The 23,780-nt window shown below is 40.6% G+C and carries 22 protein-coding genes; 4 read left to right on the top strand and 18 right to left on the bottom strand.

Features of this window, described 5'->3' with window-relative positions; genetic code table 11:
* Positions 1-15: 15 nt before the first annotated feature.
* The 13 genes from K1I71_RS00310 to ruvB all read right to left on the bottom strand — a co-directional run bounded on the left by K1I71_RS00310 (position 16) and on the right by ruvB (position 14,741).
* Positions 16-891 carry a transporter substrate-binding domain-containing protein gene (locus K1I71_RS00310; RefSeq protein WP_223329878.1) on the bottom strand — a complete coding sequence of 292 codons (876 nt, stop codon included), beginning with the start codon at positions 889-891 and terminating at the stop codon, positions 16-18.
* A 143-nt stretch (positions 892-1,034) separates the two neighbouring features.
* A complete protein-coding gene (locus K1I71_RS00305; protein ID WP_223329877.1) occupies positions 1,035-2,036 on the bottom strand; it encodes a uroporphyrinogen decarboxylase family protein in 1,002 nt (333 codons plus the stop codon).
* A 2-nt stretch (positions 2,037-2,038) separates the two neighbouring features.
* Positions 2,039-2,242 carry a hypothetical protein gene (locus K1I71_RS00300; RefSeq protein ID WP_223329876.1) on the bottom strand — a complete coding sequence of 68 codons (204 nt, stop codon included), beginning with the start codon at positions 2,240-2,242 and terminating at the stop codon, positions 2,039-2,041.
* A 9-nt stretch (positions 2,243-2,251) separates the two neighbouring features.
* The gene (locus K1I71_RS00295; protein WP_223329875.1) at positions 2,252-3,259 is read right to left on the bottom strand and encodes a uroporphyrinogen decarboxylase family protein; all 1,008 of its coding nucleotides are present in this window, start codon (positions 3,257-3,259) and stop codon (positions 2,252-2,254) included.
* A gap of 217 nt (positions 3,260-3,476) precedes the next feature.
* Positions 3,477-4,529 carry an LLM class flavin-dependent oxidoreductase gene (locus tag K1I71_RS00290; RefSeq protein ID WP_223329874.1) on the bottom strand — a complete coding sequence of 351 codons (1,053 nt, stop codon included), beginning with the start codon at positions 4,527-4,529 and terminating at the stop codon, positions 3,477-3,479.
* A 118-nt stretch (positions 4,530-4,647) separates the two neighbouring features.
* On the bottom strand, positions 4,648-6,456 hold the full coding sequence (gene glmS, locus K1I71_RS00285) for a glutamine--fructose-6-phosphate transaminase (isomerizing) (RefSeq protein ID WP_223329873.1): 1,809 nt from the start codon (positions 6,454-6,456) through the stop codon (positions 4,648-4,650).
* A 191-nt stretch (positions 6,457-6,647) separates the two neighbouring features.
* Positions 6,648-8,027 (bottom strand): 6-phospho-beta-glucosidase, encoded by a 1,380-nt coding sequence (bglA, locus tag K1I71_RS00280; RefSeq protein WP_223329872.1) that lies wholly within the window; start codon positions 8,025-8,027, stop codon positions 6,648-6,650.
* 98 nt (positions 8,028-8,125) lie between these two features.
* Complete coding sequence (locus K1I71_RS00275) at positions 8,126-9,979, bottom strand: proline--tRNA ligase (protein WP_223329871.1); 1,854 nt, start codon at positions 9,977-9,979, stop codon at positions 8,126-8,128.
* A 12-nt stretch (positions 9,980-9,991) separates the two neighbouring features.
* A complete protein-coding gene (gene rseP / locus K1I71_RS00270; RefSeq protein WP_223329870.1) occupies positions 9,992-11,251 on the bottom strand; it encodes an RIP metalloprotease RseP in 1,260 nt (419 codons plus the stop codon).
* A 21-nt stretch (positions 11,252-11,272) separates the two neighbouring features.
* On the bottom strand, positions 11,273-12,076 hold the full coding sequence (locus K1I71_RS00265; RefSeq protein ID WP_000189854.1) for a phosphatidate cytidylyltransferase: 804 nt from the start codon (positions 12,074-12,076) through the stop codon (positions 11,273-11,275).
* A gap of 8 nt (positions 12,077-12,084) precedes the next feature.
* Positions 12,085-12,843, bottom strand: coding sequence for an isoprenyl transferase (locus K1I71_RS00260; protein WP_004255202.1), 759 nt, complete (start codon positions 12,841-12,843; stop codon positions 12,085-12,087).
* A 346-nt stretch (positions 12,844-13,189) separates the two neighbouring features.
* Complete coding sequence (locus tag K1I71_RS00255) at positions 13,190-13,762, bottom strand: nucleotidyltransferase family protein (protein ID WP_223329869.1); 573 nt, start codon at positions 13,760-13,762, stop codon at positions 13,190-13,192.
* Positions 13,743-14,741 (bottom strand): Holliday junction branch migration DNA helicase RuvB, encoded by a 999-nt coding sequence (gene ruvB / locus K1I71_RS00250; RefSeq protein WP_025169652.1) that lies wholly within the window; start codon positions 14,739-14,741, stop codon positions 13,743-13,745. Before ruvB ends, K1I71_RS00255 begins: the two co-directional genes overlap by 20 nt.
* Positions 14,742-14,873: 132 nt before the next feature.
* Between ruvB and K1I71_RS00245 the strand changes: the two genes are divergently transcribed.
* The 3 genes from K1I71_RS00245 to K1I71_RS00235 all read left to right on the top strand — a co-directional run bounded on the left by K1I71_RS00245 (position 14,874) and on the right by K1I71_RS00235 (position 15,833).
* A complete protein-coding gene (locus tag K1I71_RS00245; RefSeq protein WP_000970382.1) occupies positions 14,874-14,966 on the top strand; it encodes a type I toxin-antitoxin system Fst family toxin in 93 nt (30 codons plus the stop codon).
* Between the two features lie 341 nt (positions 14,967-15,307).
* Positions 15,308-15,400: a type I toxin-antitoxin system Fst family toxin gene (locus K1I71_RS00240; RefSeq protein WP_000969508.1), complete on the top strand. Its 93-nt coding sequence runs from the start codon at positions 15,308-15,310 to the stop codon at positions 15,398-15,400.
* A gap of 340 nt (positions 15,401-15,740) precedes the next feature.
* Positions 15,741-15,833: a type I toxin-antitoxin system Fst family toxin gene (locus K1I71_RS00235; RefSeq protein ID WP_000970294.1), complete on the top strand. Its 93-nt coding sequence runs from the start codon at positions 15,741-15,743 to the stop codon at positions 15,831-15,833.
* An 827-nt stretch (positions 15,834-16,660) separates the two neighbouring features.
* Here K1I71_RS00235 and K1I71_RS00230 read toward each other — a convergent pair.
* The 5 genes from K1I71_RS00230 to leuS form a co-directional block, all read right to left on the bottom strand.
* Positions 16,661-17,077, bottom strand: a complete 417-nt coding sequence (locus K1I71_RS00230; RefSeq protein WP_223329868.1) for a GNAT family N-acetyltransferase — start codon at positions 17,075-17,077, stop codon at positions 16,661-16,663.
* An 11-nt stretch (positions 17,078-17,088) separates the two neighbouring features.
* Positions 17,089-17,784 carry a GNAT family N-acetyltransferase gene (locus K1I71_RS00225; protein WP_223329867.1) on the bottom strand — a complete coding sequence of 232 codons (696 nt, stop codon included), beginning with the start codon at positions 17,782-17,784 and terminating at the stop codon, positions 17,089-17,091.
* A gap of 297 nt (positions 17,785-18,081) precedes the next feature.
* Positions 18,082-19,314 carry an acyl-CoA thioesterase/bile acid-CoA:amino acid N-acyltransferase family protein gene (locus K1I71_RS00220; protein ID WP_223329866.1) on the bottom strand — a complete coding sequence of 411 codons (1,233 nt, stop codon included), beginning with the start codon at positions 19,312-19,314 and terminating at the stop codon, positions 18,082-18,084.
* A 56-nt stretch (positions 19,315-19,370) separates the two neighbouring features.
* Positions 19,371-19,826: a MarR family winged helix-turn-helix transcriptional regulator gene (locus K1I71_RS00215; protein WP_223329865.1), complete on the bottom strand. Its 456-nt coding sequence runs from the start codon at positions 19,824-19,826 to the stop codon at positions 19,371-19,373.
* 92 nt (positions 19,827-19,918) lie between these two features.
* On the bottom strand, positions 19,919-22,420 hold the full coding sequence (leuS, locus tag K1I71_RS00210) for a leucine--tRNA ligase (RefSeq protein WP_049499484.1): 2,502 nt from the start codon (positions 22,418-22,420) through the stop codon (positions 19,919-19,921).
* Between the two features lie 319 nt (positions 22,421-22,739).
* Here leuS and K1I71_RS00205 point away from each other — a divergent pair, with 319 nt between their 5' ends.
* Positions 22,740-23,780 (top strand): ABC transporter substrate-binding protein, encoded by a 1,041-nt coding sequence (locus K1I71_RS00205; RefSeq protein WP_223329864.1) that lies wholly within the window; start codon positions 22,740-22,742, stop codon positions 23,778-23,780.

Below are 23,780 nucleotides of genomic sequence, written 5' to 3'. Positions count from 1 at the left end.
GCTACTGCTTCCTGTTTAATCTGCATAAGAAAAGACATCTTCTCCAAAAAATTGTTCTGACAATCTAGCTAAGGTTCCATCTTCTTTCAAATCTTTAATCGCAGCATCATAATCTTTAGCAAACTGCTCATTTTCTTTACTACGATGTAATAAAGGATAAGTTAAAATCCCTTTATATGGGAACCATGATAATTTATCAGCATATTGATGATATGGCCCACTATCAGAACGAACAGATTTTTCAAATGATAATTTCACATCAAAGTAAGCATCATAACGTCCTTCCAATACCCAAGCATAAGCATCTGCTACCTTAAAAGATTCAGCAGCTGTTAAGTCAATAGGAGTATCTTGATGTTTATCATTGTAATCCGTGATAACACTCCATTGAGCATTTTGTGGAGAAATAGGCACTAATTTCCCTTTATTCTTAGCAAAATCGTCAATGTTCTTATACTTCTGTTCGTCCTCTTTTCTTACAGTAAAACCTATGATGCTAGCTCCAATCGGCTCTTTGGGAATAATAAATTTCTTAGCTCGTTCATCTGTATACCAAGCTGCTTTTGTTCCGATATCATACTTACCAGATTCCAAACCAATTAGTAAGGCTTCATCATTAGTCCCTTCGTATTCAAAACGATATCCTGGTAATTTTTCATCAATAGCCTTTAAGACTGAAGTTTCATATCCATCTGGTTCGCCATTCTCATTTGTAAAATTATAAGGAGCATGAGCCTGTGAATATGCAACCTTAATAACTCGTACTTCCTTGTTGGATTCATTTTTTATCGTATGGTTCGTTCTAGCTGAAACTAATTCTCTACCCAGAATCGTAGCCCCAACTATCGACAAAACTAAAACGCTTCCGATAAGCCACTTTCTTTTACTCATAATAACCTCCAATACAGTTATTATACTCAATGAAAATCAAAGAGCAAACTAGGAAGCTAGCCGCAGGCTGTACTTGAGTACGGCAAGGCGAAGCCGACGTGGTTTGAATTTGATTTTCGAAGAGTATTAAAACTGAAGTCTTCTTATATCGCTCCTACTGCTTCTCTCACCCACTGGATACGCTCCACTGCAATATCGCTCGGAATGGTACAATCTGCTCCAAGTATCAGGCCCTCTTTGCCTGTTTCTTCTATCAATCGTTTGGTTTCAGCTTGGATTTCTTCCTTACTGCCTCGATAGAGAAGACCCTCTTTACCGTTTTCAAATCCTCCCAAAACAGTACGACCCTTGAAAATCTCACGACCTTCTTTTAGACTAATCCCTTCTGGACCAACTGCCCAGTTAAAAACATGAGCTGGATAGTCAGCAAAGATATGAATATCGTTTCGAGCTCCTTCATAGCCACATATATGAAGGATATTTACACCACCAATCGACTTAGCTGCATTTAAAACAGTCAGTTCACTCGGTGCAATAATCTCCTGATAGACTTCAACAGAAACACGCGCATCTTGAATACTTTGCACACTGAGATAGATACCGTCTGCTCCTGCATCTCTAATAATAGCTTGACTCAAGCTAGCGATATCTTGTGCAATCACATCGAGAACTTTTTTCAATTTCTGAGGATTTTGAACCAAGAAATCTGCAATAAGATCATCTCCACCAGATACTTCCCCAAGCAACCATTTGAGGTAGGTCACAGGCGCAAAAATATTGTAAATAGCAACAATATCTTCTGTAAACTCCTGCTTAATCTTCTTCACTAATTCTACTTGCTCTCTAATCCACGGATGATCTTCACCCAGAGGTTCAATATCTGCCAACTCTTGGAGTGTCTTTCCTTTGGCAATAACTGAATTTGGATAAGCAAAATAGCCATCACTCATCAACTTAATAAAGTCGGGACTTAGTTCATGGATAAATTGTTTGTGACCTTGTATATTCTTTTCAATAATCGCAGGATTTGAAAATCCCTTTAACCATTCCTCTTCTGATGTAAAGTGGTGCCAAAAACCGACTGGCACACGATCGACTGCTTCTCCTCTAAATGCTTTTAAAACCCATTCTCTTTTTTCTGACATCTCTATTCTCCATTTCTTTCTTTTTCAACTAATAAAACACTGGCAATATCATTGGTTTGAATAAAAGGAAGACTTCCCTTCTGAAAATCCCGAACCCCATGACATCTTGGTCCTTCCTTACAAGTAAGTCCCTTGGTGAGGCTAATCGCAAGTAAGATGACAAATCCAAAGGCCGTCCCTACCAATATCCACTTTTTTCTTTTCATAAGGCTCTCCTATTCTAAAATAGCAGCCTGACGAATCCAGTCCAATCTTTCTAATTCAAAGTCATCTGGGACCGTACAATCCGCTCCAAGAATGACTCCTCTAGTTCCAGCTTCAGCCAACAAGCGTTTGGTTTCCTCTTGGAGTTCAGCCTTTGTACCTCTATAAAGCAGGCTCTGCTTCCCATTTTCAAAACCACCCAAGACCGCTTTGCCATGAAATAGCTCTTGACCTCGAGGCAAACTGACTGCTTCATGGTGGGTTGCCCAGTTGAAAACTTGGGCTGGATAATCTTTGAAAATAGTCACATCATTACTGGCACCTTGGAAACCACAGATATGCAGAATATTTACCCCTCCTGCCTGATTAGCAGCTTCTAAAACCTTTATATTGCTTGGCTCGATATAGGTCCTGTACAAGTCTGGTGTGATGCGCTCATCCTGAATTTCTTGCGTACTGAGGTAAATCCCATCTGCTCCACCATCCTGAATGATTTCCTTGGTTAGGATAGCGATATCCTCAGCAATCACATCTAAAATCTCCCTGAATAGCTCTGGATTTTCAAAAAAAAGATCTGCAACCTCCTTATCACCTCTAGAAGCCTCTGTACGAAACCAGCGTTTCAGGTAGGAAATTGGAGAAAAGATATTGTAAAACGATGCAATGTCCTCAGTGAAGGTTGCTCGAATAGCTTGTACCACTTCCACCTGTTGCTCAATCCAAGGGTGATTCTCCCCAATGGATTCACTACCTGCCAATTCTTTAATAGACTGAATAGTCGGAGAGTAGAGCTTGCTTGGATAGATGAAAAAGCCATCGCTCATGATTTTTACAAAGTCTGGTTTGATTGCTTCCACATAGCGTCTATGCCCATCTACACTTTTTTTAAAGATTCTTGGGTTATTCAAGCCTTGGCCTTTTTCTTCCAAGGTTACGAAATGAAACCAAAACCCAACCGGAACACGTTCCACTTCTTCTCCACGAATCGCGCTTAATACTAAGTCTCTTTTGCTTATCATCTAGTTCTCCCTTCGTTTTATGGAAACTATCTTATCACTCCTTTCTTATCAATCCAAATATATTTTCCCTATCACATTGATTGGCTTTGATTATCGCTAGGCAAAGAAAACAGCCCAGAACACCCGATATAATGGGCATTCTAGGCTGTTATTTAATTTTTGAGACTGGCTTTTTGGATGGGGGTTATAGATTTTCTATCAAGCCGATTGGATTTTTTTATATCCCCTCTTTCATGGCAAAGTATTCCCGTACTTTGGGTGCCACTTGCATTCCGAATAGTTCAATAGCTCTCAGAACCTGGTCATGGGGCATGGAACCAAGCGGTAGATGGAGCATGAAGCGGTCCAAACCTAAGTCTTCAATCATACGAATCAATTTTTCGGCCACCTGATCTGGATTGCCCACAAACATAGCACCATTTGGCCCAACTTGCTCCAAATATTGCTCATAACGCAATTCCTGCCAGTGCGGACGATCTTTAGAAATAGCATCCACCACTTGCTTGGTCGGATGGAAATAATATTTCACCGCCTGCTTGCCATCCTCAGCAATCCATCCCCAAGAATGAGCTCCAACCTTTAGTTCCTGACTGGCATAGCCCGCTTCGCTCCCAATCTCACGATAAGCCTGAATCAACTTTTTAAAATAACGCGGATTGCCACCAATAATAGCATAAACAATCGGTAGACCAGCCTGAGCAATCTTCACAGTTGATTCGACATGACCACCTGTCGCTATCCACAAGGGCAATTTGTCCTGAACTGGACGAGGATAAACTTCTTTGCCAGAGATTGTTTGGGTCAATCGACCTTGCCAATCTAGTTTTGTCTTTTCATTGACTAATTGAAGCAAGTCTAATTTCTCATCAAAAAGAGCTTCGTAGTCTTTCAAATCATAGCCAAACAAGGGAAAAGATTCCGTGAAAGAACCCCTTCCGGCCATAATCTCCGCACGTCCATTTGACAAAGCATCAATAGTGGCATACTGTTGGAACAAACGAATCGGATCCATGCTCGAGAGAATGCTGACTGCACTGGTCAAACGGATTTTCTTGGTATTGACTGCCCCAGCTGCCAGAACAATCTCTGGAGCAGATATCGCAAAATCCGCTCGATGGTGCTCACCAATCCCATACACATCCAAACCAACCTTGTCAGCCAGTTCAATCTCCGCCACCAACTGACGAATGCGTTCGGCATGACTGTAAGTTTGCCCAGTTCCTTCAACCTCAGTTGTTTCCCCAAATGTTGAAATTCCCAATTCTACCACAGTGATTCTCCTTGTCTACCTCTGTCCTTCAATTTGACAAATTATTCTAACACGAATCTTGAGTACAAGCAACCAGTTTGCTCACAAGAAAAAGCCTAGATAACTAGACTTTTTTAGCTTATTCTACCGTTACTGATTTAGCAAGATTACGTGGTTTGTCCACATCAAGGCCACGGTGGAGTGTTGCAAAATAAGCGACTAATTGCGTTGGCACGACCATTGAAATTGGTGAGAGGTAAGGGTGTACAGTCGTAAGGACAATATCATCTGTCTCTTTAGCAACATTTTCTTCTGCGATAGTGAGGACTTTGGCACCACGAGCTGCCACCTCTTGGATATTTCCACGAGTGTGGTTAGCGAGGACTGGATCTGACAAGAGAGCCAAAACAGGTGTTCCATCCTCAATCAAGGCAATAGTTCCGTGTTTGAGTTCACCAGCTGCAAAGCCTTCACATTGAATGTAAGAAATCTCTTTAAGTTTGAGACTTGCTTCCATGGCTACATAGTAATCTTGACCACGTCCGATGTAAAAGGCATTGCGAGTTGTTTCAAGTAGCTCTCTTACTTTAGATTCAATGGTTTCTTTCTCTGAAAGAGTTGATTCGATAGACTGAGCTACGATTGACAACTCATGAACTAAATCAAATGCTTGCGCTTTGGCATTGCCATTTGCTTCTCCGACTGCTTTTGCAAGGAAGGCAAGGGCTGCGATTTGCGCTGTATAAGCCTTAGTTGATGCCACGGCAATTTCAGGACCTGCATGAAGAAGCATGGTATTGTTAGCTTCACGTGAAAGAGTTGAACCTGGGACATTTGTCACTGTCAAGCTTGGGATTCCCATTTCATTAGCCTTAACCAAAACCTGACGACTATCCGCTGTTTCACCAGATTGGCTGATAAAGATGAAGAGTGGTTTCTTGCTGAGAAGTGGCATACCGTAGCCCCACTCAGATGAGATTCCAAGTTCAACTGGTGTATCTGTCAATTCTTCCAACATTTTCTTAGAAGCAAATCCTGCGTGGTAAGATGTCCCAGCTGCAAGGATGTAGATACGGTCTGCGTCTTGAACAGCCTGGATGATAGCTGGGTCTATGACAACTTGACCAGCCTCATCTGTGTAGGCTTGGATGAGTTTACGCATAACCGTTGGTTGCTCATCGATTTCCTTAAGCATGTAGTAAGGATAAGTTCCCTTACCGATATCAGACAAGTCAAGTTCCGCAGTATAGCTAGCACGTTCACGACTGTTGCCATCATAATCTTGAACTTCCACACTATCAGCCTTGACGATTACCAACTCTTGGTCATGAATTTCCATGTATTGGTTGGTCTCACGAATCATAGCCATAGCATCTGAGCAGACCATGTTATAGCCTTCTCCAAGACCAATCAAAAGTGGTGATTTATTTTTAGCCACGTAGATGACTTCAGGATCTTGTGAGTCAACCAAGGCAAAGGCATAAGAACCACGGATGATGTGAAGAGCTTTTTTGAAGGCTTCAAGAACTGACAAGCCATCTTCTTCCGCAAATTTTCCAATCAAGTGAACAGCGATTTCAGTATCTGTTTGCCCCTTAAAGTGGTGACCTGCAAGGTATTCTTCCTTGATTTCAAGGTAGTTCTCAATCACCCCATTGTGCACCAAAACAAAACGTTCTGTCTCAGAGCGGTGTGGGTGAGCATTATCTTCCGTTGGTTTCCCATGAGTTGCCCAACGAGTATGTCCGATACCAGTTGTTCCCTCAACACCAGCTGTTTTAGCAGACAATTCTGCGATACGACCTACAGCCTTGACTAGGTGATTTTCAGCACCACCTAGGACAAAAATTCCCGCAGAATCATAGCCACGGTATTCGAGCTTTTCAAGCCCTTGAATCAAAATATCAGTTGCATTTGTGTTTCCAACAACACCAACAATTCCACACATAGTATATACGACACAGACCAGCTGTGCTTTCTCCTTAAAATTGGTATAGTCTAATTCCTCTTTTATAGAATCAGCAAAAACAGTATATACTTGTTTCTTTCACTTGTCAAGAGTAAAAATTGGTATAGTTCAAATTACTCTCCTGTAAGCAAAAGACTCTGACCAATTAGGATAATCAGTCAGAGTCCTTTTTAAAATCCATTATTATCGCTTAATTCCTTGAACCAGTGCCCTGATTTCTTCAGACGACGTTCTTGCGTTTCCAAGTCTAATTCGACCAAGCCATAGCGATTTTTATAGCTATTGAGCCATGACCAGCAATCGATAAAGGTCCAAATCAAGTAGCCCTTACAATTGGCTCCGTCTTCAATGGCACGGTGAAGTTCGCGAAGATGACCTTTTACAAAGTCAATACGGTAATCATCTTGAATCATTCCATTCTCACGGAATTTTTCTTCCCCTTCAACACCCATACCATTCTCTGTCAACATCCACTCGATATTACCATAATTTTCCTTGATATTTTGGGCAATGTCATAAATCCCTTGCTCATAAATCTCCCAGCCACGATGAGGATTGATTTTACGTCCAGGCATCACATAAGGCTCGTAAAAATGTTCTGGCAAGAGTGGACTCTCTGGATGCTTAGCAAATCGAGGTGCCATAACACGCAAAGGTTGATAGTAGTTGACACCAAGGAAGTCCACCGTATTTTCACTAATGAGATCCAACTCCTCCTCTGTAGCATCAGGCAAGAGACCGTGTTCATGCAAGATTTCTACTAACTCCTGTGGATAAGTCCCCAAAACAGATGGGTCTAAGAAAGATTGGGCCTGAAAGAGGTCCGCAATACGAGCTGCCTTGACATCAGCAGGATGCTGGCTACGTGGATAAGCCGGTGTCAAGTTTAAGACAATCCCAATCTTGGAATCTGGCAAAAGTTCATGACAAGCCTTAACCGCCCGACTGCTGGCCAATTGTGTATGATAAGCTACTTTAACTGCTGCCTCTGCATCCACCTTATGTGGATAATGGGCATCGTAAAAATATCCAAATTCTACTGGAACGATGGGCTCGTTAAAGGTAATCCATTGATCCACTAAATCTCCATAAGTCTCAAAACAAAAACGAGCATAGTCTTCATAGGCTGAAACAGTCGCCTTATTTTCCCAACCATCACCATCCTCTTGAAGGGCAAAAGGCAAATCAAAATGATAAAGATTGACTAAAAGACGAATCCCTTTGGCCTTAATAGCCTCAAAAACCTTACGGTAAAAGTCTACACCTTGAGGATTGACTTCCCCACGCCCTTGTGGAAAAATCCGTGACCACTGAATAGAAGTCCGAAAGGCCGTGTGACCAGTTTCTAACAGTAGCTCAATATCCTTTTCCCAGTTTTCATAAAAGGTTGATGTTTTATCTGGACCAATCCCATTATAATAACGATTTGGCTCCACTTGGTACCAATAATCCCAGAGATTATCTCCCTTACCGTCACCAGCTACACGTCCTTCTGTTTGTGGTCCAGAAGTAGAGGATCCCCAGACAAAATCCTTTGGAAATCTTAGCATACATTTACCTCTTTATCTAGTCATTTTTCCCATTATACAGAAAAAACAAGGTAAAAACTAGTTACATTTTTTCCTTGTTTTTCTTCTGATTATAGTTTTTATTTCTTGCTGAGAATTTCAAGCGTTTCGAGCAAGTTATCTGCATGAACTTCGATGGTGTCACCAGTCGCTTTAATCTTCACTTCTACGATGCCATCGGCTGCTTTTTTACCAACAGTGATACGGATTGGCAATCCAATCAAGTCACTGTCGCTAAATTTAACTCCCACACGTTCGTTGCGGTCATCCGTCAAGACTTCGTAACCAGCTCCCATCAAGCTTGCTTCAAGCTTTTCTGTCAAAGCTTGCGCTTCTTCGTCCTTGACATTGACAGTGATCAAGTGAACATCAAATGGCGCCAATTCTTTAGGGAAATTGATTCCCCAAGCGTAACGGTATTCACCTTTTGGCGTTTTATTAACAAAGAGGCGAGCGTGTTGCTCCATCACTGCTGAAAGGAGACGGCTGACACCGATACCGTAACATCCCATGATAATTGGCACAGCACGGCCATTTTCATCCAAAACATCTGCTCCCATGCTTGCTGAGTAACGAGTACCGAGTTTGAAGATGTGACCAATTTCGATACCACGCGCAAAGTTAAGGACACCTTGCCCGTCTGGGGAAATTTCACCCTCACGAACTTCACGAATATCCACATATTCTGCAGTAAAGTCACGACCTGGGTTCACACCAGTCAAGTGGTAGCCATCCTCGTTAGCACCCACAACTGCATTGCGAACATCTTGCACCTTACGGTCTGCAATGATTTTAACATTCTCTGGTAAACCAACTGGGCCAAGTGAACCAAATCCTGCTTGAACAACACTTGCCACTTCTTCTTCGCTAGCAACGTCAAAGAAATCTGCTCCCAAGTGGTTTTTCAACTTAACTTCATTAAGCTGATCATTTCCAACTAGAAGGGCGGCAACAAGCTCACCGTCTGCCATGTAGAAGAGGGTTTTAATCGTTTGTTCTTCTGGGACGTTTAGGAAGGTTGCCACTTCATCAATTGATTTAACATCTGGTGTTGCAACACGAGTCACTTCTTCTTCAGCGACAACACGGTTGCTTGGTTTGTACTCATTTGTTGCCATTTCCAAGTTAGCCGCATAGCTAGATTCACTTGAGTAAGCAATGGTATCTTCACCAGAAACCATCCATTTGAGCAATTCTGCCTTGATTTCTTCTTGCACTTCTGCAGGAATTTCGTCAAATGTGGCAACTGACTTGTCCAAGACAACCCAGCGGTCAAGGTCTGTACGAGCAGGAGTAATGGCCATAAATTCTTGGCTGTCCTTACCACCCATGGCTCCACCGTCACCAATGATAGCCTTGAAATCTAAACCACTACGAGTGAAAATACGCTCATAAGCAGCCTTGTACTCATCGTAAACACTGTCCAAGCTATCATAGTTAGCGTGGAAACTGTAAGCATCCTTCATGATAAACTCACGTGTACGGAGAAGTCCATTACGTGGGCGTTTTTCATCACGATACTTAGGCTGGATTTGGTAAAGGTTAAGTGGCAATTGCTTGTAAGACTTAACAGAATCACGGACAATAGCTGTAAAGGTTTCTTCGTGAGTTGGACCTAGGATAAAGTCTGATTTTTCACGGTTTTTTAGTTTGTAAAGATCCTCACCATAAGTTTCGTAACGACCTGATTCGCGCCACAATTCTGCACTGAGAAGGGCAGGAGCCAACATCTCAACGGCACCAATCTTATCAAATTCTTGGCGCATGATATTTTTGGCTTTTTCAATCACACGGTTGGCAAGTGGTAAGTAAGAATAAACACCTGCTGAAACTTGGCGAACATAACCAGCTCGCAACATAAGAGCATGGCTAATAACTTGAGCATCGCTTGGCATTTCGCGAAGCGTTGGGATAGGCATTTTACTTTGTTTCATAATATTCCTCGATTATCTAAAAAAGAGTCGCATAATGTCATTCCAGGTCACAGCAATCATCAAGACAACCATGATGACCACTCCGGCCAAGGTGACATAGGTTTCAATTTCTTGTTTTAATGGTTTGCGGCGAATGGCTTCCAGGATATTGAGCACAATCTTACCACCATCCAGGGCTGGAATCGGAATAAGATTAAAAATCCCAATATTGATGGAAATAATTGCCAAGAAGTACAAGACATTCTCAATTCCATTTTTAGCAGCATCACTACTTGCCTTAAAGATGGCAACAGGTCCACCTAGCTTGTTCAAATCCGGTTGGAAAATCAGATTTTTCAGAGCTGATAAAATTCGGAGGGCCGAGTCAGCAGCAGTTGTAAAACCACCTACAAACATAGATACAAAATCTGACTTAATCCCCGGTTGAACACCTAGAAGGTAACGACCTTGACTTTCTTCCGGACTAACAGTGACTTGTTTGTCACTCCCCTTTTCAGAAATAGTCACATCCAAGGTCGGGGCCGTCTTATCTTTGGTTTCTGATTCCACAGCCTGAATCAAACTTTCCCAGTTGCTAACCTCATGTGAGCCAATTTTGGTAATTTGTGCCGTTTCTGGTACTCCCACCTTAGCCAAGGCCCCTTGGGGCATAATATGGAACTGGTTGGTATCGACATCTCTGACACCACCCTGCATGAAGATTAAAATCCAGAAAACAACAACCCCTAAGATAAAGTTGTTCATAGGGCCTGCAAAATTAGTAATGAGTTTCCCCCAGATAGTCGCATTTTGATATTGAACATCTAAAGGTGCAATCCGAACCTCAGTACCATCTGCTTCCACAACCGTTGCATCGTGATCCACTGCAAATGTTTTTTCTTCTTCCAGAACCAATCCTTTGATAAAGAGCTTGTCTTCAAAGTCAAACTGGGTCACCTGCATAGGAAGAGCTGTTTGATCCAATTTTTTACCTGAAAGATTGATGCGTTTAACCTTACCATCATCAGTAAGCGTCAAACTGACAGGAGTTCCTGTCTTAATTTCAGTTGTATCATCACCCCAACCGGCCATACGGACATAGCCACCTAGAGGCAAGATCCGAATGGTATAGGCTGTCCCATCCTTGCCAATATGAGCAAAGATCTTGGGTCCCATACCGATGGCAAATTCACGCACTAGAATCCCTGATTTCTTAGCAAAGTAGAAGTGCCCGAACTCGTGCACCACTACAATAATCCCAAAAACCAGAATAAAGGTTAAAATTCCGAGCATAGTATTTCCTCCGTCTTTTGATTAAAAGAGTCCAAACAAGTGCATAATTGGAAATACAAGCAACATACTATCAAAACGATCCAAAACACCACCATGTCCAGGGATAAATTTCCCAGAATCCTTGACACCAAAGTGACGCTTGATCGAACTTTCTAGTAAATCACCAAATTGTCCAGCAATGCTAAAGAAAATAGCAAAGACTGACATCTTGTAAATTCCATACGGAAGAGCAACTGTACTGTCAACTATCATAAAGATAATAGTTACTAAAATCGCACCTAAAATACCACCCAAGGCACCCTCAAAGGTTTTATTTGGAGAAACCGTTGGAGCCAGTTTCCGTTTCCCAAAGTTCATCCCAGCAAGATAGGCACCACTGTCGGTAGCCCAGACGATACACAAGGCCAAGAGAGCCTTATCTAAACCTGCAACGCGAGCATCTAGTAAAGCATTAAATCCAAAACCTACATAGAAACTCATAGCAAGAGGGAAAACAGCATCCTCAATCGTATAGGACTTGCTAAAAACGGTCGTTCCTAACATAATTGAAATCAAAACACTATAGGCAACCACATTCCCATCAACTGGTAAAAAAGTCAGATAATTCTCCAAGGGAATGGTCAAAGCAAAGGTGGCAAAGAGGGTTAAGAGGCCCTCCATAGTCATGGTCTCTAGACCTCTCATCTTCAAAAGTTCATGCATGGCTAGCATGGCTATGATTCCAATTGCTATCTGAAGCAAGAGTCCCCCAATCATTAAAATTGGTAGGAAAATAGCCAGGGCAATCCCTGCAAACAAGGTTCTTTTCTGTAAATCCTGTGTCATATTTCCTCCTAAACTCCTCCAAATCGGCGATGACGACGATTGTAGGCAAGAATGGCTTCCTGTAAGGCCGCCTCGTCAAAATCAGGCCACAAGGTATCCGTAAAATAGAGCTCACTGTAGGCTCCCTGCCATGGAAGGAAATTGCTCAAACGCAATTCTCCACTAGTACGGATAATCAAGTCTGGGTCTCGTAAGTCCTTAGGCAAATGCTGGGTAAAAAGATAATTACCAATCAATTCCTCTGTGATGTCACCTGGGTTGATTTTGGCATCTAACACATCCTGAGAAATCAACTTAAGAGCCTGTGTAATCTCAGCACGTCCACCATAGTTGAGGGCAAAATTAAGAATTAATCCTGTGTTGTTCTTAGTTAATTCCTCAGCTTTAGTCAGAGCTTCAAAGGTTTGCTTAGGCAGGCGGTCCGTTTCCCCAATCATTTGAATCTTAACATTATTCGCATGCAATTCCGGGACATAATTATCATAAAACTCTACTGGCAAGTTCATGATAAACTTGACTTCCTGATCTGGACGGGTCCAGTTTTCTGTAGAAAAAGCATAGACCGTAATAACCTTAACGCCTAGTTTGTTGGCTGCCTTGGTCACAGTTTGCAATGCTTCCATACCCGCCTTATGTCCGAAAACTCGCGGTTGCATACGTTTTTTAGCCCAACGGCCATTGCCATCCATGATGATGCCGATATGAGCAGGAACCTGTGTCGGAACCTCTACTTCCACAGCCCTATCTTTCTTAAAAAATCCAAACATGATCTTATTCCTATTCAAAAATCTATCGTTTCATTATACCATATTTCCCTATTTTCTTCTATCACTAAGCTATTTATACTCTTCGAAAATCAAATTCAAACTACGTCAGCTCTATCTGCAACCTCAAAACAGTGTTTTGAGCAACCTGCGGTTAGCTTCCTAGTTTGCACTTTGATTTTCATTGAGTATTATTCTCAGGCACAAAGCCCATTTTTCAAAAAAATAAGCCGCCTGATTGGGCGACTCTATTTTTTATAGGGAGATTATTATGAAAAAGTTTTAGGAGTTTAAGTTAAGATCTTCTTAACTTATGAACTTAGTATACACTTCCTAGCTTAAAGTTTCCTTAAGTATTTTTAAAAATCAAATTTTTCCATTTCTCCTGCCAATTTTTCTTGGATAGACGTGTTCGATAAAGTTCCATTCGGTCTTCATTCTCTAAAAAATGAGGAGTTGGACGAACTTGAAAATTTAAAATATCCTCCAAACCATAAGGTTCATAGAGTTCAAAATCGGATTCTTCATTCAAGCGTAGTCCAACAGCCGTACACCGTTCTGGATACTTACTCATAGCATCACAAGAGCTGCTATAGGGAGCAGTATGAGGGCTGTGCTGGTGCATATAGACCTGATTTTTCAATTCCCACTGATACTGAGGAAAATCCGCTCTCAACTTTTTCTCTAGGAACAAGGTTTCCTCATAAGAAATATCCGGATCAAAGAAAATCACATCTACATCTGTTTCAAGATCAAATGCTGGTCTCTCTGACAAGAGATTCCAGATAAAATTTCTGACAGAACCTGCTGCCAACCAAGAATCTTTCAGACCAAGGTTTCGGATGATAGTCAAAATAGCCATCATATCCGGATTTTCTCTGAAAGAGTCTAAAATTTCAGCCTTATTTTTCAATATATTCATACCCTAAATGCTCATATGCCTTAGCAGTCGCCACCCGTCCAGAACGTGTCCGCATGATAAAACCTTTTTGAATCAAGTAGGGCTCATACATGTCTTCAACTGTCTCACGCTCTTCTGCTATGTTAACAGAAAGAGTTCCTAGACCAACAGGACCACCACCGTACATCTCAATCATGGTGCGAAGGATTTTCTGGTCCACATAGTCCAGACCTTCATGGTCAACATCCAGCATAGTCAAAGCCTTATCAGTAATAAGATCATCGATAACCCCATTCCCCATAATCTGGGCAAAATCGCGCACGCGTTTGAGGAGACGATTGGCAATACGAGGGGTTCCACGACTACGTAGGGCTAATTCAGATGCTGCCTCATGAGTGATTTCCATCTCAAAAATATCTGCCGTCCGCTCAACAATTTCCGTCAAGTCAGCATGGGCATAATACTCCATGTGACCTGTAATTCCAAAACGTGCCCGTAGCGGATTTGAGAGCATACCAGCCCGAGTCGTCGCACCAATCAAAGTGAAAGGTGGCAACTCCAAATGAACACTGCGACTGCCTTCACCAGCCCCAATCATGATGTCAATGTAGAAATCCTCCATAGCACTATAAAGCACCTCTTCCACTGACATGGGCAAACGATGAATCTCATCAATAAAGAGAACATCCCCAGGCTCTAAGTCATTCAAAATCGCTACCAAATCCCCAGCTTTTTCAATGACTGGACCCGAAGTCTGCTTGAGATTTACTCCCAGTTCATTGGCAATTACAAAAGCCATGGTCGTTTTTCCCAAGCCTGGAGGGCCAAATAAAAGCACATGATCCAGCGCTTCATCCCGCATTTTGGCAGCTTCTATAAAGATTTGAAGCTGGTCCTTGACCTTATCCTGCCCAATATATTCACGTAAATACTGAGGACGGAGCGTGCGTTCTACTAACTCCTCATCCCCCATTATCTCATTATCTAAAATTCTACTCATGGCTCTATTATATCAAAAATCCAAGCCACAAACAAAAAAGCCACTGGATTGGTGCCTCCCGAGTTTAACACTTATGTGGAATAATATTATACGGCACTTCTACACCGCCTACGAAATGAGGTGAGATAGCCTATGATGGAATTAGTACTCAAAACTATCATCGGACCAATTGTGGTCGGTGTCGTTCTTCGCTTAGTCGATAAATGGCTAAACAAGGACAAATAGTGTCAAAAAAGACCCCAAGCTTATTTGGTCGTGAGCTTGGGGTCTTTTCTAGCCTATGATATAGAACTAGTACTCAATTCCTTTTTATTATCCCATAGTTCACAAAATTTGTCAAAGGTTTATATCCTCATCCATTCAGCTTCTCCAACTTTAGAATCTGTCCAATAAAGTTTATAAGATTTAGAGAAAGCTATTGAAAAACGATATTTAGAAAACTTCCGAAAAGCCTGAAATAGAGCCAAAAAACTCCACCTGATTAGGTGACTCCTAAGTTTAGCACATATGTGGTATAATATTATTCGGCACTTCTACACCGCCTACGAAAGGAGGTGAGATAGCCCATGATGGATACAATACTTAAAACTATCATCGGACCAATTGTGGTCGGTGTCGTCCTTCGTATAGTCGATAAATGGCTAAACAAGGACAAATAGTGTCAAAAAGACCCCAAGCTTATTTGGACGTGAGCTTGGGGTCTTTTCTAGCCTATGATATAGACACAATACTTAATTCCCTTTTATTATCCCATAGTTCACAAAATTTGTCAAAGGTTTATATCTTCATCAATTCAGCTTCTCCAACTTTAGAATCTGTCCAATAAAGTTTATAAGATTAAGTAAAAGTTATCGGAAAATGATGTTTAAAATAGTCCCCAAAAGCCTGAAATAGAGCCAAAAAACTCCACCTGATTGGGTGACTCCCGAGTTTAGCACTTATGTGATATAATATTCTACGGCACTGCTACACCGCCTACGAAAGGAGGTGAGATAGCCCATGATGGAACTAATCCTTAAAACTATCATCGGACCGATTGTGGTCGGTGTCATCCTTCGCTTAGTCGATAAATGGCTAAACAAAGATAGATAGTGTCAAAAAAGACCCCGAGCTTAATGTGGAAGTTAGCTTGGGGTCTTTTCTAGTCCATGATATAGAACTAATCCTTAATTCCTCTCCATTATCCCATAGTTCACAAAATTTGTCAAAACTTTACAACCTCAGCTTCTCAAGCTTTAACCACTTTACAACAAGACTTTCAAGTTTAAGAGAAAATTAGGGATTCTATCAATTTCATAGAAATTTTGATTTAGTAAACAAATAGACAATCTTACATGTCACTCCTCATTTAATACGCCACTACTGGACAAGCAAAATCATTATTACAGCAGTTCCAGTCCTTCAATTAACAGTCCCTTACAATCAAATTGAGTTTGAAGTAGCTGAAGTAACAGCAAACCTATTTCTTAGTCATATTTCCTAAAAAAGTCCCCGCCAATTCCCCGACCAAAATCCGAAAAAGACCGGAAATTATCGGAAAATGATGTTTAAAATAGTCCCCAAAAGCCTGAAATAGAGCCAAAAAACTCCACCTGATTGGGTGGAGTTAAGGGAGATTATTATGAAAAAGAAAAGTTTAGGATTTTATTAAATAAAGTTAGGAGGTCTTTATTTAATAACTATATGATACAAGACGAAGCTTAAAACTAGCTTAACTTTTCTCAAATTCTACCATTTTTAAAAAAATTTCTATCAGCATCACCTACCCACGAAAAAAGCCACCTGATTAGGTGACTTCATTAGGAGATTATGATGAAAAAAGTTTTAGGATTTCATTAAATAAAGTTAGGAGGTCTTTATTTAATAATTATATAATACTAGACCATCCTTAAACTTTGCTTAAGAATAAACAAGCTTTATTATTTTTCTCTGTTTATCCAAGTCATTCCTATACAATCATAGGTAGATAAGGCTTCAAAACCCAAAGAACTATAAAATCCCACGTTTTTTTCTGTCTGGTCTGTTACCAGCTGGACTTGATAGGCATCTTTGTAATCCTCTAAAGCCTCTTTCATCAAGGCACTACCAATCCCTTGACGCTGATAGATTGGTAAAACAATTAAATCCTGAACCAATACTGATGAGAATCCATCTCCAACCAAACGAATCAAGCCCACCACAGCATCGCCATCAAGTGCCACATAAATCGCTAATGAATGAGATAAGGCCTGCTCCAACATCTCTGGTTGATGGGTATAATTTGTCCAACCGACAGCCTGATAGAGATGCAAAACATCCTCTAGTTTGACAATTTCTTGCTTTTTAATAGTAATCATCTCAACACCTCTTAAAGCTCTCTCAAGCTCTTGTACTGCTGTCCATTTTTATCAAAATTTTCAGGACGCAACCATATTTCTAAACGAGCTTTGACTTGAGGCCAGTCCTTATCAATCATAGACAACCAATCCGTATCTCTCGTACGCCCCTTATAAACCACTGCCTGACGGAAGGTTCCTTCGTAGACAAAGCCCAAACGTTCTGCTGCTCGTCTTGATGGCAGGTTAAGAGCATCACATTTCCACTCATAGCGACGATAGTTGAGTTCTTCAAAGACATAGCGAGCTAGGAGATACTGGGCTTCTGTCCCTATCCGTGTCCCCTTGAGCTCTGGAGAAAAAGTGACAGCTCCCACTTCTATTACTCGGTTATTCTGGTCAATGCGCATGAGAGAAAAAGTTCCCAAAGCCTTACCAGTTACCTTGTCTATGATTGCATAGTAAAAACGGTCCTTACGAGCCAACATCTGATTTAAGAGGGTAACCAGTTCCTCTCTGTCTGCCACTGGTTCCTGAAAGAGGTAGGTCCACATCTCCCGAGGCGTATCAGGGCCATAAACAGCTAATAAATCCTCCGCATGTTTTTCTACCGAGAGAGCCTCTATTCGAGCATAACGCCCTTCTAAGAAATCAATAGAAGGCAGTTCACCTGGTGTATAACCTTCCATTGACTCACCAATCATCTGACCATATTCGTTTACTGGCATAACTTTCTCCTTATTCACTTATTGAATATAGTATAACATATCTCAATGAAAATTTTAGGAAACACTTGGTTTTCTATTCAATAATGCAAATTCCTCTTATAAAAATCATCCATCCACTTTATGGAGGAATAATCAAATATGGGAGTGAGTGAGTTAATGCTCCTTATGCTTCTCTCTATTTTTTACTGTTTGTATTCAAATTTCTCTTGTTTTAGTGTTTGCTTTTGTATACTGAACTACCAACTAAAACTGTATTTTTATCTTAGTTGGGACTATTATAGTACGGTTCAGCACTATCTACAAATTTTTCAGATGTCTATCAAAAAAATTTATCGTAGCAAACCAAGAATCTACACTTTCTTTCATTAATAAGCGCCAATCTTTTCGATAACGATGATTCGGTTGATAAGCAACCGTCAACATATGCCCTGTTTCATGGTATTTTTTAAACAAAATGGATTCCCCTTTATAATGTGAAATGATATCATCTATCGCGGATGATGCATTCCATATTTCATCAACATCGCTTCCTAGTAATAATAAAGGAGAGGAAATTTTACTCACATCAATCTGAGCCCTACTATCTTCAGGAATATGTTTTCCAAAAAACTTGTTTAACAAATAATCTCCTAACTGAAATTTTTGATAAGGAAGTTCCTTTTGTAAATATGTCCAAGAAGATGAATGAGAGTTGAGTTTTCCCTTTATTCCCTCAAATATTACATTTGAGGGGGAATTGAGTACCAAACATTGCACATCTTTCAAAATACTTTGTCCAGCCAGAACAAGTTCTGCTCCTTTAGAGCGACCATATATTCCTATTTTTGTATTATCAACTTGAGGATGATGATATAGAAAATCTTTCGCCTCCTCCAGACATTCTATTGGAATTCGTTCTAAATTTTGGGGTAATCCCTCTAAACCAAAATAAGCTATCGCAAGACAAATATAGCCTCTTGAAGATAAAAGTTGGGCAATATTCTGAGCTTTTTCAATTCTTCCCTCACTACCACTAACAATAATCACGGCTGGCGCCCTTCTTAACTTTTCATCATAAAATAATCGACCTTGAAAATGCTTGTCATAGATATCTTGATATCTTACTCCCAGATTCATATAACACCTTACAAAACTTTGCTCCGCGACCACATCTTTCCCTAGCCTGATTTTAATTTCAACACCAAAACAATCTCGTAATGGAATTCTATCAAGAGAACTCGGTAATCTCCTTTTCCTATTCTTCAACGGTTTCGCATTAAAGAATAATCCCATTTCTGAAATCCCTTTATAAGATCCCGAAATAGATGCTGTCTGAGAGGTATCAATCATACCGTCCTGATCAGATAAAAAAATTGCGGTTGATTTCCATATAACATCATGATCTAAAAGCAAGGGAGCATTTATACAGTAATAATCAGACAGGTACATTTCTACACAATACATTGCCCTTGGTTCTAAACCATTAATAGCAATATAAAAAGATTCATCCGCTAAATCTGTTTGTGAAATCAGTTCTATGTTTACAGTCATATCTTCTCCTTTTTGTTAATTTACTTAACAATTATATTTGAAATTTACCGTGACTTTTACCACGGTAATTCTCCCCACACCTTTTCAATATCATCCATCAATTTCACAACTGTTTTAAGTTCCACCTCGCTATAGTTGTTTAAAACTGAAAAGATTGATTTTTCAATATATGCTTGTTGCTCCTTATGGATTTTAAAAATTTCGATGCCTTTTTCAGATAATCTCAAATATTTATTTTTCCCATTATTCGGATCAAAATCAAAAACAACTAAATTTTTTTGAATCAATCTCCTAACACTTTGAGTTATTGCACTTCTTGAAACTTCTAATAATTCAGATAATTTTACTAGATTTAAGGGCTGATTTTCCCCAATCACAACAATCAAATGTACCTCATTCAACGTAATGGATTTGTCAACACCACTTTTATGTTGATTTTTTTTTAACTCTTCAAACGCTAAAATAAACCTATTGAAACGATTATTAAATGCAATAAATTCTTTTTTATCCATAATCTCTCTTTCTTTTGTTAATTATATTAACAAAATAGAAACTTCCTGTCAAATAAAAAATCCTCCAGATTCTACTCTGAAGGATTCATTTCTTATTTCACAACGATATTAACGAGTTTGTTCGGTACACTAATCACTTTCACGATTTCCTTACCGTCAATTTCTGCTTTGACTTTTTCATCAGCTAGAGCAATCTCTTGCAATTCTTCGCGTGATAGGTCTTTAGCGACCATGAGTTTGGCACGAACTTTTCCTTTGATTTGAACAACGATTTCGATTTCGTCTTCAACCAATTTGCTTTCGTCCCATGTTGGCCAAACCACGTAAGAGATTGACTCACCTGTTGCCGCAACTGTTTGCCAGAGTTCTTCTGCCAAGTGAGGTGCAAATGGGGCAATCAATTGGATAAATCCTTTGGCGTAGTCCACATAGAGTTTGTCTTCCTTGTTAGCAGCGTTGACAAAGACCATAAGTTGAGCAATGGCTGTGTTGAATTTGAGGGACTCGATTTGCTCTGTGACAGCTTTAACGGTTTCGTTGTAAACCTTGTCGAGAGAGCCATTGTTTTCTGCAACAATTTCCTTGCTTGTAATCAGACGGTAAACACGGTCAAGGAACTTACGGCTTCCTTCCAGACCTTCTTCTGACCAAGCAATCGAAGCATCAAGTGGTCCCATAAACATTTCATAAACACGAAGGGTATCGGCACCGTATTGCTCCACCACGTCGTCTGGGTTAACAACGTTCTTGAGCGATTTAGACATCTTGGCTGGTGCTTGCTCCAACTCTTCTCCTGTTTCCACATGGAAGAAAGAACCGTCACGTTTTTCAACCTTATCGCTTGCCACAAGAGCCCCACGGTGGTCACGGTAGCTTGTTCCCAAAATCATTCCTTGGTTAAAGAGTTTTTGGAATGGTTCCTTAGTCGGAACAACACCGAGGTCATAGAGGAATTTATGCCAGAAACGAGCGTAAAGCAAGTGAAGAACGGCATGCTCTGCACCACCAACATAGATATCTACTGGCAACCATTGTTTGAGAAGGTCCTCATCAGCCAATTTCTCAGTGTTGTGTGGATCAATATAGCGGAGGTAATACCAGCTTGAACCTGCCCATTGTGGCATGGTGTTGGTTTCACGACGACCTTTGACACCATCTTCACGAGTCACTTCAAGCCAGTCTGTCAAGTTAGCTAGTGGACTTTCACCAGTACCTGAAGGACGGATATCCTTGGTTACAGGCAAGACAAGTGGCAATTCACTTTCAGGAACAGCTGTTGAAGTTCCATCTTCCCAATGAATGATTGGAATTGGTTCACCCCAGTAACGTTGGCGGCTAAAGAGCCAGTCGCGGAGACGGTAGGTAACCTTCTCTTGTCCACAGTCGTTTTCTTCCAACCAAGCCACAATCTTAGCAATTGCGTCTTCTTTATTCAATCCATCTAGGAAGTCTGAATTAACGTGAAGGCCATCCTCTGTATAGGCAGCTTCTTCAACATTTCCACCTTCCAGCACCTCTACGATTGGAAGGTCAAATTGTTTGGCAAATTCCCAGTCACGTTGGTCATGGGCAGGTACAGCCATAACGGCACCTGTTCCATAACTAGCAAGAACATAGTCGGCAATCCAGATTGGAATTTCCTTACCATTGACAGGGTTGATGGCATAAGCACCAGTCCAAACACCAGTTTTTTCTTTGGCAAGATCTGTACGAGCTAAGTCAGACTTAAGGCTAGCTTGGTGTTTATAGTCTGCTACAGCTTCTGCTTGCTCTGAACTTGTGATAGCATCTACTAATTCATGTTCAGGAGCCAAGACTGTGAAAGTCGCACCGAAAAGGGTGTCAGGACGAGTGGTAAAGACTGTGAATTCCTCGTCTGTTCCCTTAACTTTAAAGGTTACATTAGCACCAGTTGATTTCCCAATCCAGTTGCGTTGCATGTCCTTGATAGACTCTGGCCAATCAAGCTCGTCTAAGTCATTGAGCAAGCGCTCTGCATAGGCCGTGATTTTGAGCATCCATTGGCGCATTGGTTTGCGAACAACTGGATAGCCTCCACGCTCAGAAGTTCCGTCAGGAAGAACCTCTTCGTTGGCGATGGCTGTTCCCAATTCCTCAACCCAGTTTACTGGCACTTCCGCTTCATAGGCCAATCCTTTTTCGTAAAGCTTAGTAAATATCCATTGCGTCCACTTGTAGTAGTTTGGATCTGTTGTGTTGACTTCACGATCCCAGTCGTAAGAAAATCCAAGCGCATTGATTTGGCGTTTGAAGTTGGCAATGTTCTCAGCTGTAAATTCTGCTGGGTCATTACCTGTATCCATAGCGTATTGCTCTGCAGGCAAACCAAAAGCATCCCAACCCATTGGGTGAAGGACATTGTATCCTTGCGCACGTTTGAAACGGCTGAGGATATCAGTTGCGGTATAACCTTCTGGGTGTCCTACGTGCAGACCCGCTCCAGACGGATATGGGAACATGTCAAGCGCATAAAACTTCGGTTTTGATGCATCTGTTCCTGTCTTAAATGTATGATGTTCTGCCCAGTAGCCTTGCCACTTAGGCTCAATTTCTTTATGATTGTAAAAACTCATGGTCTCTCTCCAATTTTGTGATGTTACTATTATACCATTTTTGAGGGAATTTGAAAGACGAGAAATGTTCTTTTAGACTTGGATAGCAAGAAAGACCGAATCCCAAATCCAGCTTATTTAGCAGTATAAAAAATTAGCTAGCACTTGAAATTAACTTATATCGATTATTTGTCTCTTCACATCTTTTTCCCCTAACGCCTTTGACTCATATTCCCCGTTTTAGATTTCTTTAAGGTTTTTATTATATCCTGTAGGACTCTACAATTTAAAAACATTAATAACCTAGGTAGAGAAAATGTTCGTAAAAAAGGAGATACTTATGAAAAAAATACTATTCTTTCTCTCTTGTAGCTGGATATTCCTTTCTTTATCAGGATGTTCTTCACCTATAGAAGCGGAAACTAGCTCTGAAAAAGATTCAGATAACACTTTAGTTGTCTACTCGCCTAACCCTGAAGACCTTATCGAAGAAACAGTCCCAGCCTTCGAAGAAAAATATGGTATTAAGGTTGACTTAGTACAAGCCAGCACTGGTGAATTGTTCAAAAAAGCTGAGGCCGAAAAAGAATCCCCTGTAGCTGATGTCATTTTCGGAGGCTCCTACGCCCTCTTCTCTTCTAACGAAAATCTTTTTGAACCTTATATTTCCCAAGAAAACGACCAGATAATCCCTGAATATCAAAATAAAACAGGATTCTACACACCTTACACACTGGATGTCAGTGTTATCATTGCCAATTCATCCCTTACAAAAGATATTAAAATTGAAGGCTACAATGATCTACTCAATCCTAAATTAAAAGGAAAAATCGCTACTGCTGATCCTAGTAATGCTTCTAGCTCCTTTGCTCAATTAACAAACATGCTTGTTGATCAAGGTGGATACGAAAATGAACAAGCTTGGACCTATGTGAAAAATCTATTTACCCTAGTAGATGGAAAGATTGCATCTAGTTCTTCAAATGTTTACAAAGCTGTCGCCGATGGAGAAATGGCTGTAGGACTCACCTATGAAGACCCTGCCTTAAAACTCTTAAACGACGGAGTTGATGTAAAAGTTATTTATCCAAAAGAAGGAACCGTCTTTTTACCTGGTAACGCAGCTATCATCAAAAATGCTAAACACATGGAAAACGCTAAGAAATTTATCGATTTCCTCCTTTCTCAAGAAATCCAAGATAAGCTAGGAACTGAAACTACAATCAGACCTATTCGTAAAAATGCTAAAACCAATAAAAATATGAAGGCTATGACAGAAATCAAGATTGCCACCGAAGATTCCGATTATGTCATTAAAAATAAATCCACTATTCTTAAAAAGTACAATGACATTTTTACAGATATCCAATCTAAACAGTAA

The organism is Streptococcus mitis, from assembly GCF_019929545.1.
GTDB classification, from domain to species: domain Bacteria; phylum Bacillota; class Bacilli; order Lactobacillales; family Streptococcaceae; genus Streptococcus; species Streptococcus mitis_BU.
Note: the sequence above shows the minus strand (reverse complement) of the source record. Positions and strands in the feature narration are given on the sequence as shown.

Excerpts from the sequence above, each read along its gene's own strand:
- K1I71_RS00255 (WP_223329869.1), bottom strand. The coding sequence starts at position 13,762 with ATGAATATATTGAAAAATAAGGCTGAAATTTTAGACTCTTTCAGAGAA.
- K1I71_RS00240 (WP_000969508.1), top strand. The coding sequence starts at position 15,308 with ATGATGGATACAATACTTAAAACTATCATCGGACCAATTGTGGTCGGT.
- K1I71_RS00300 (WP_223329876.1), bottom strand. The coding sequence starts at position 2,242 with ATGAAAAGAAAAAAGTGGATATTGGTAGGGACGGCCTTTGGATTTGTC.
- K1I71_RS00245 (WP_000970382.1), top strand. The coding sequence starts at position 14,874 with ATGATGGAATTAGTACTCAAAACTATCATCGGACCAATTGTGGTCGGT.
- K1I71_RS00220 (WP_223329866.1), bottom strand. The coding sequence starts at position 19,314 with ATGACTGTAAACATAGAACTGATTTCACAAACAGATTTAGCGGATGAA.
- K1I71_RS00235 (WP_000970294.1), top strand. The coding sequence starts at position 15,741 with ATGATGGAACTAATCCTTAAAACTATCATCGGACCGATTGTGGTCGGT.
- K1I71_RS00205 (WP_223329864.1), top strand. The coding sequence starts at position 22,740 with ATGAAAAAAATACTATTCTTTCTCTCTTGTAGCTGGATATTCCTTTCT.
- leuS (WP_049499484.1), bottom strand. The coding sequence starts at position 22,420 with ATGAGTTTTTACAATCATAAAGAAATTGAGCCTAAGTGGCAAGGCTAC.
- ruvB (WP_025169652.1), bottom strand. The coding sequence starts at position 14,741 with ATGAGTAGAATTTTAGATAATGAGATAATGGGGGATGAGGAGTTAGTA.
- K1I71_RS00275 (WP_223329871.1), bottom strand. The coding sequence starts at position 9,979 with ATGAAACAAAGTAAAATGCCTATCCCAACGCTTCGCGAAATGCCAAGC.
- K1I71_RS00260 (WP_004255202.1), bottom strand. The coding sequence starts at position 12,843 with ATGTTTGGATTTTTTAAGAAAGATAGGGCTGTGGAAGTAGAGGTTCCG.
- K1I71_RS00310 (WP_223329878.1), bottom strand. The coding sequence starts at position 891 with ATGAGTAAAAGAAAGTGGCTTATCGGAAGCGTTTTAGTTTTGTCGATA.
- K1I71_RS00230 (WP_223329868.1), bottom strand. The coding sequence starts at position 17,077 with ATGATTACTATTAAAAAGCAAGAAATTGTCAAACTAGAGGATGTTTTG.
- K1I71_RS00215 (WP_223329865.1), bottom strand. The coding sequence starts at position 19,826 with ATGGATAAAAAAGAATTTATTGCATTTAATAATCGTTTCAATAGGTTT.
- rseP (WP_223329870.1), bottom strand. The coding sequence starts at position 11,251 with ATGCTCGGAATTTTAACCTTTATTCTGGTTTTTGGGATTATTGTAGTG.
- K1I71_RS00225 (WP_223329867.1), bottom strand. The coding sequence starts at position 17,784 with ATGCCAGTAAACGAATATGGTCAGATGATTGGTGAGTCAATGGAAGGT.
- K1I71_RS00295 (WP_223329875.1), bottom strand. The coding sequence starts at position 3,259 with ATGATAAGCAAAAGAGACTTAGTATTAAGCGCGATTCGTGGAGAAGAA.
- K1I71_RS00305 (WP_223329877.1), bottom strand. The coding sequence starts at position 2,036 with ATGTCAGAAAAAAGAGAATGGGTTTTAAAAGCATTTAGAGGAGAAGCA.
- K1I71_RS00265 (WP_000189854.1), bottom strand. The coding sequence starts at position 12,076 with ATGACACAGGATTTACAGAAAAGAACCTTGTTTGCAGGGATTGCCCTG.
- bglA (WP_223329872.1), bottom strand. The coding sequence starts at position 8,027 with ATGCTAAGATTTCCAAAGGATTTTGTCTGGGGATCCTCTACTTCTGGA.
- glmS (WP_223329873.1), bottom strand. The coding sequence starts at position 6,456 with ATGTGTGGAATTGTTGGTGTTGTTGGAAACACAAATGCAACTGATATT.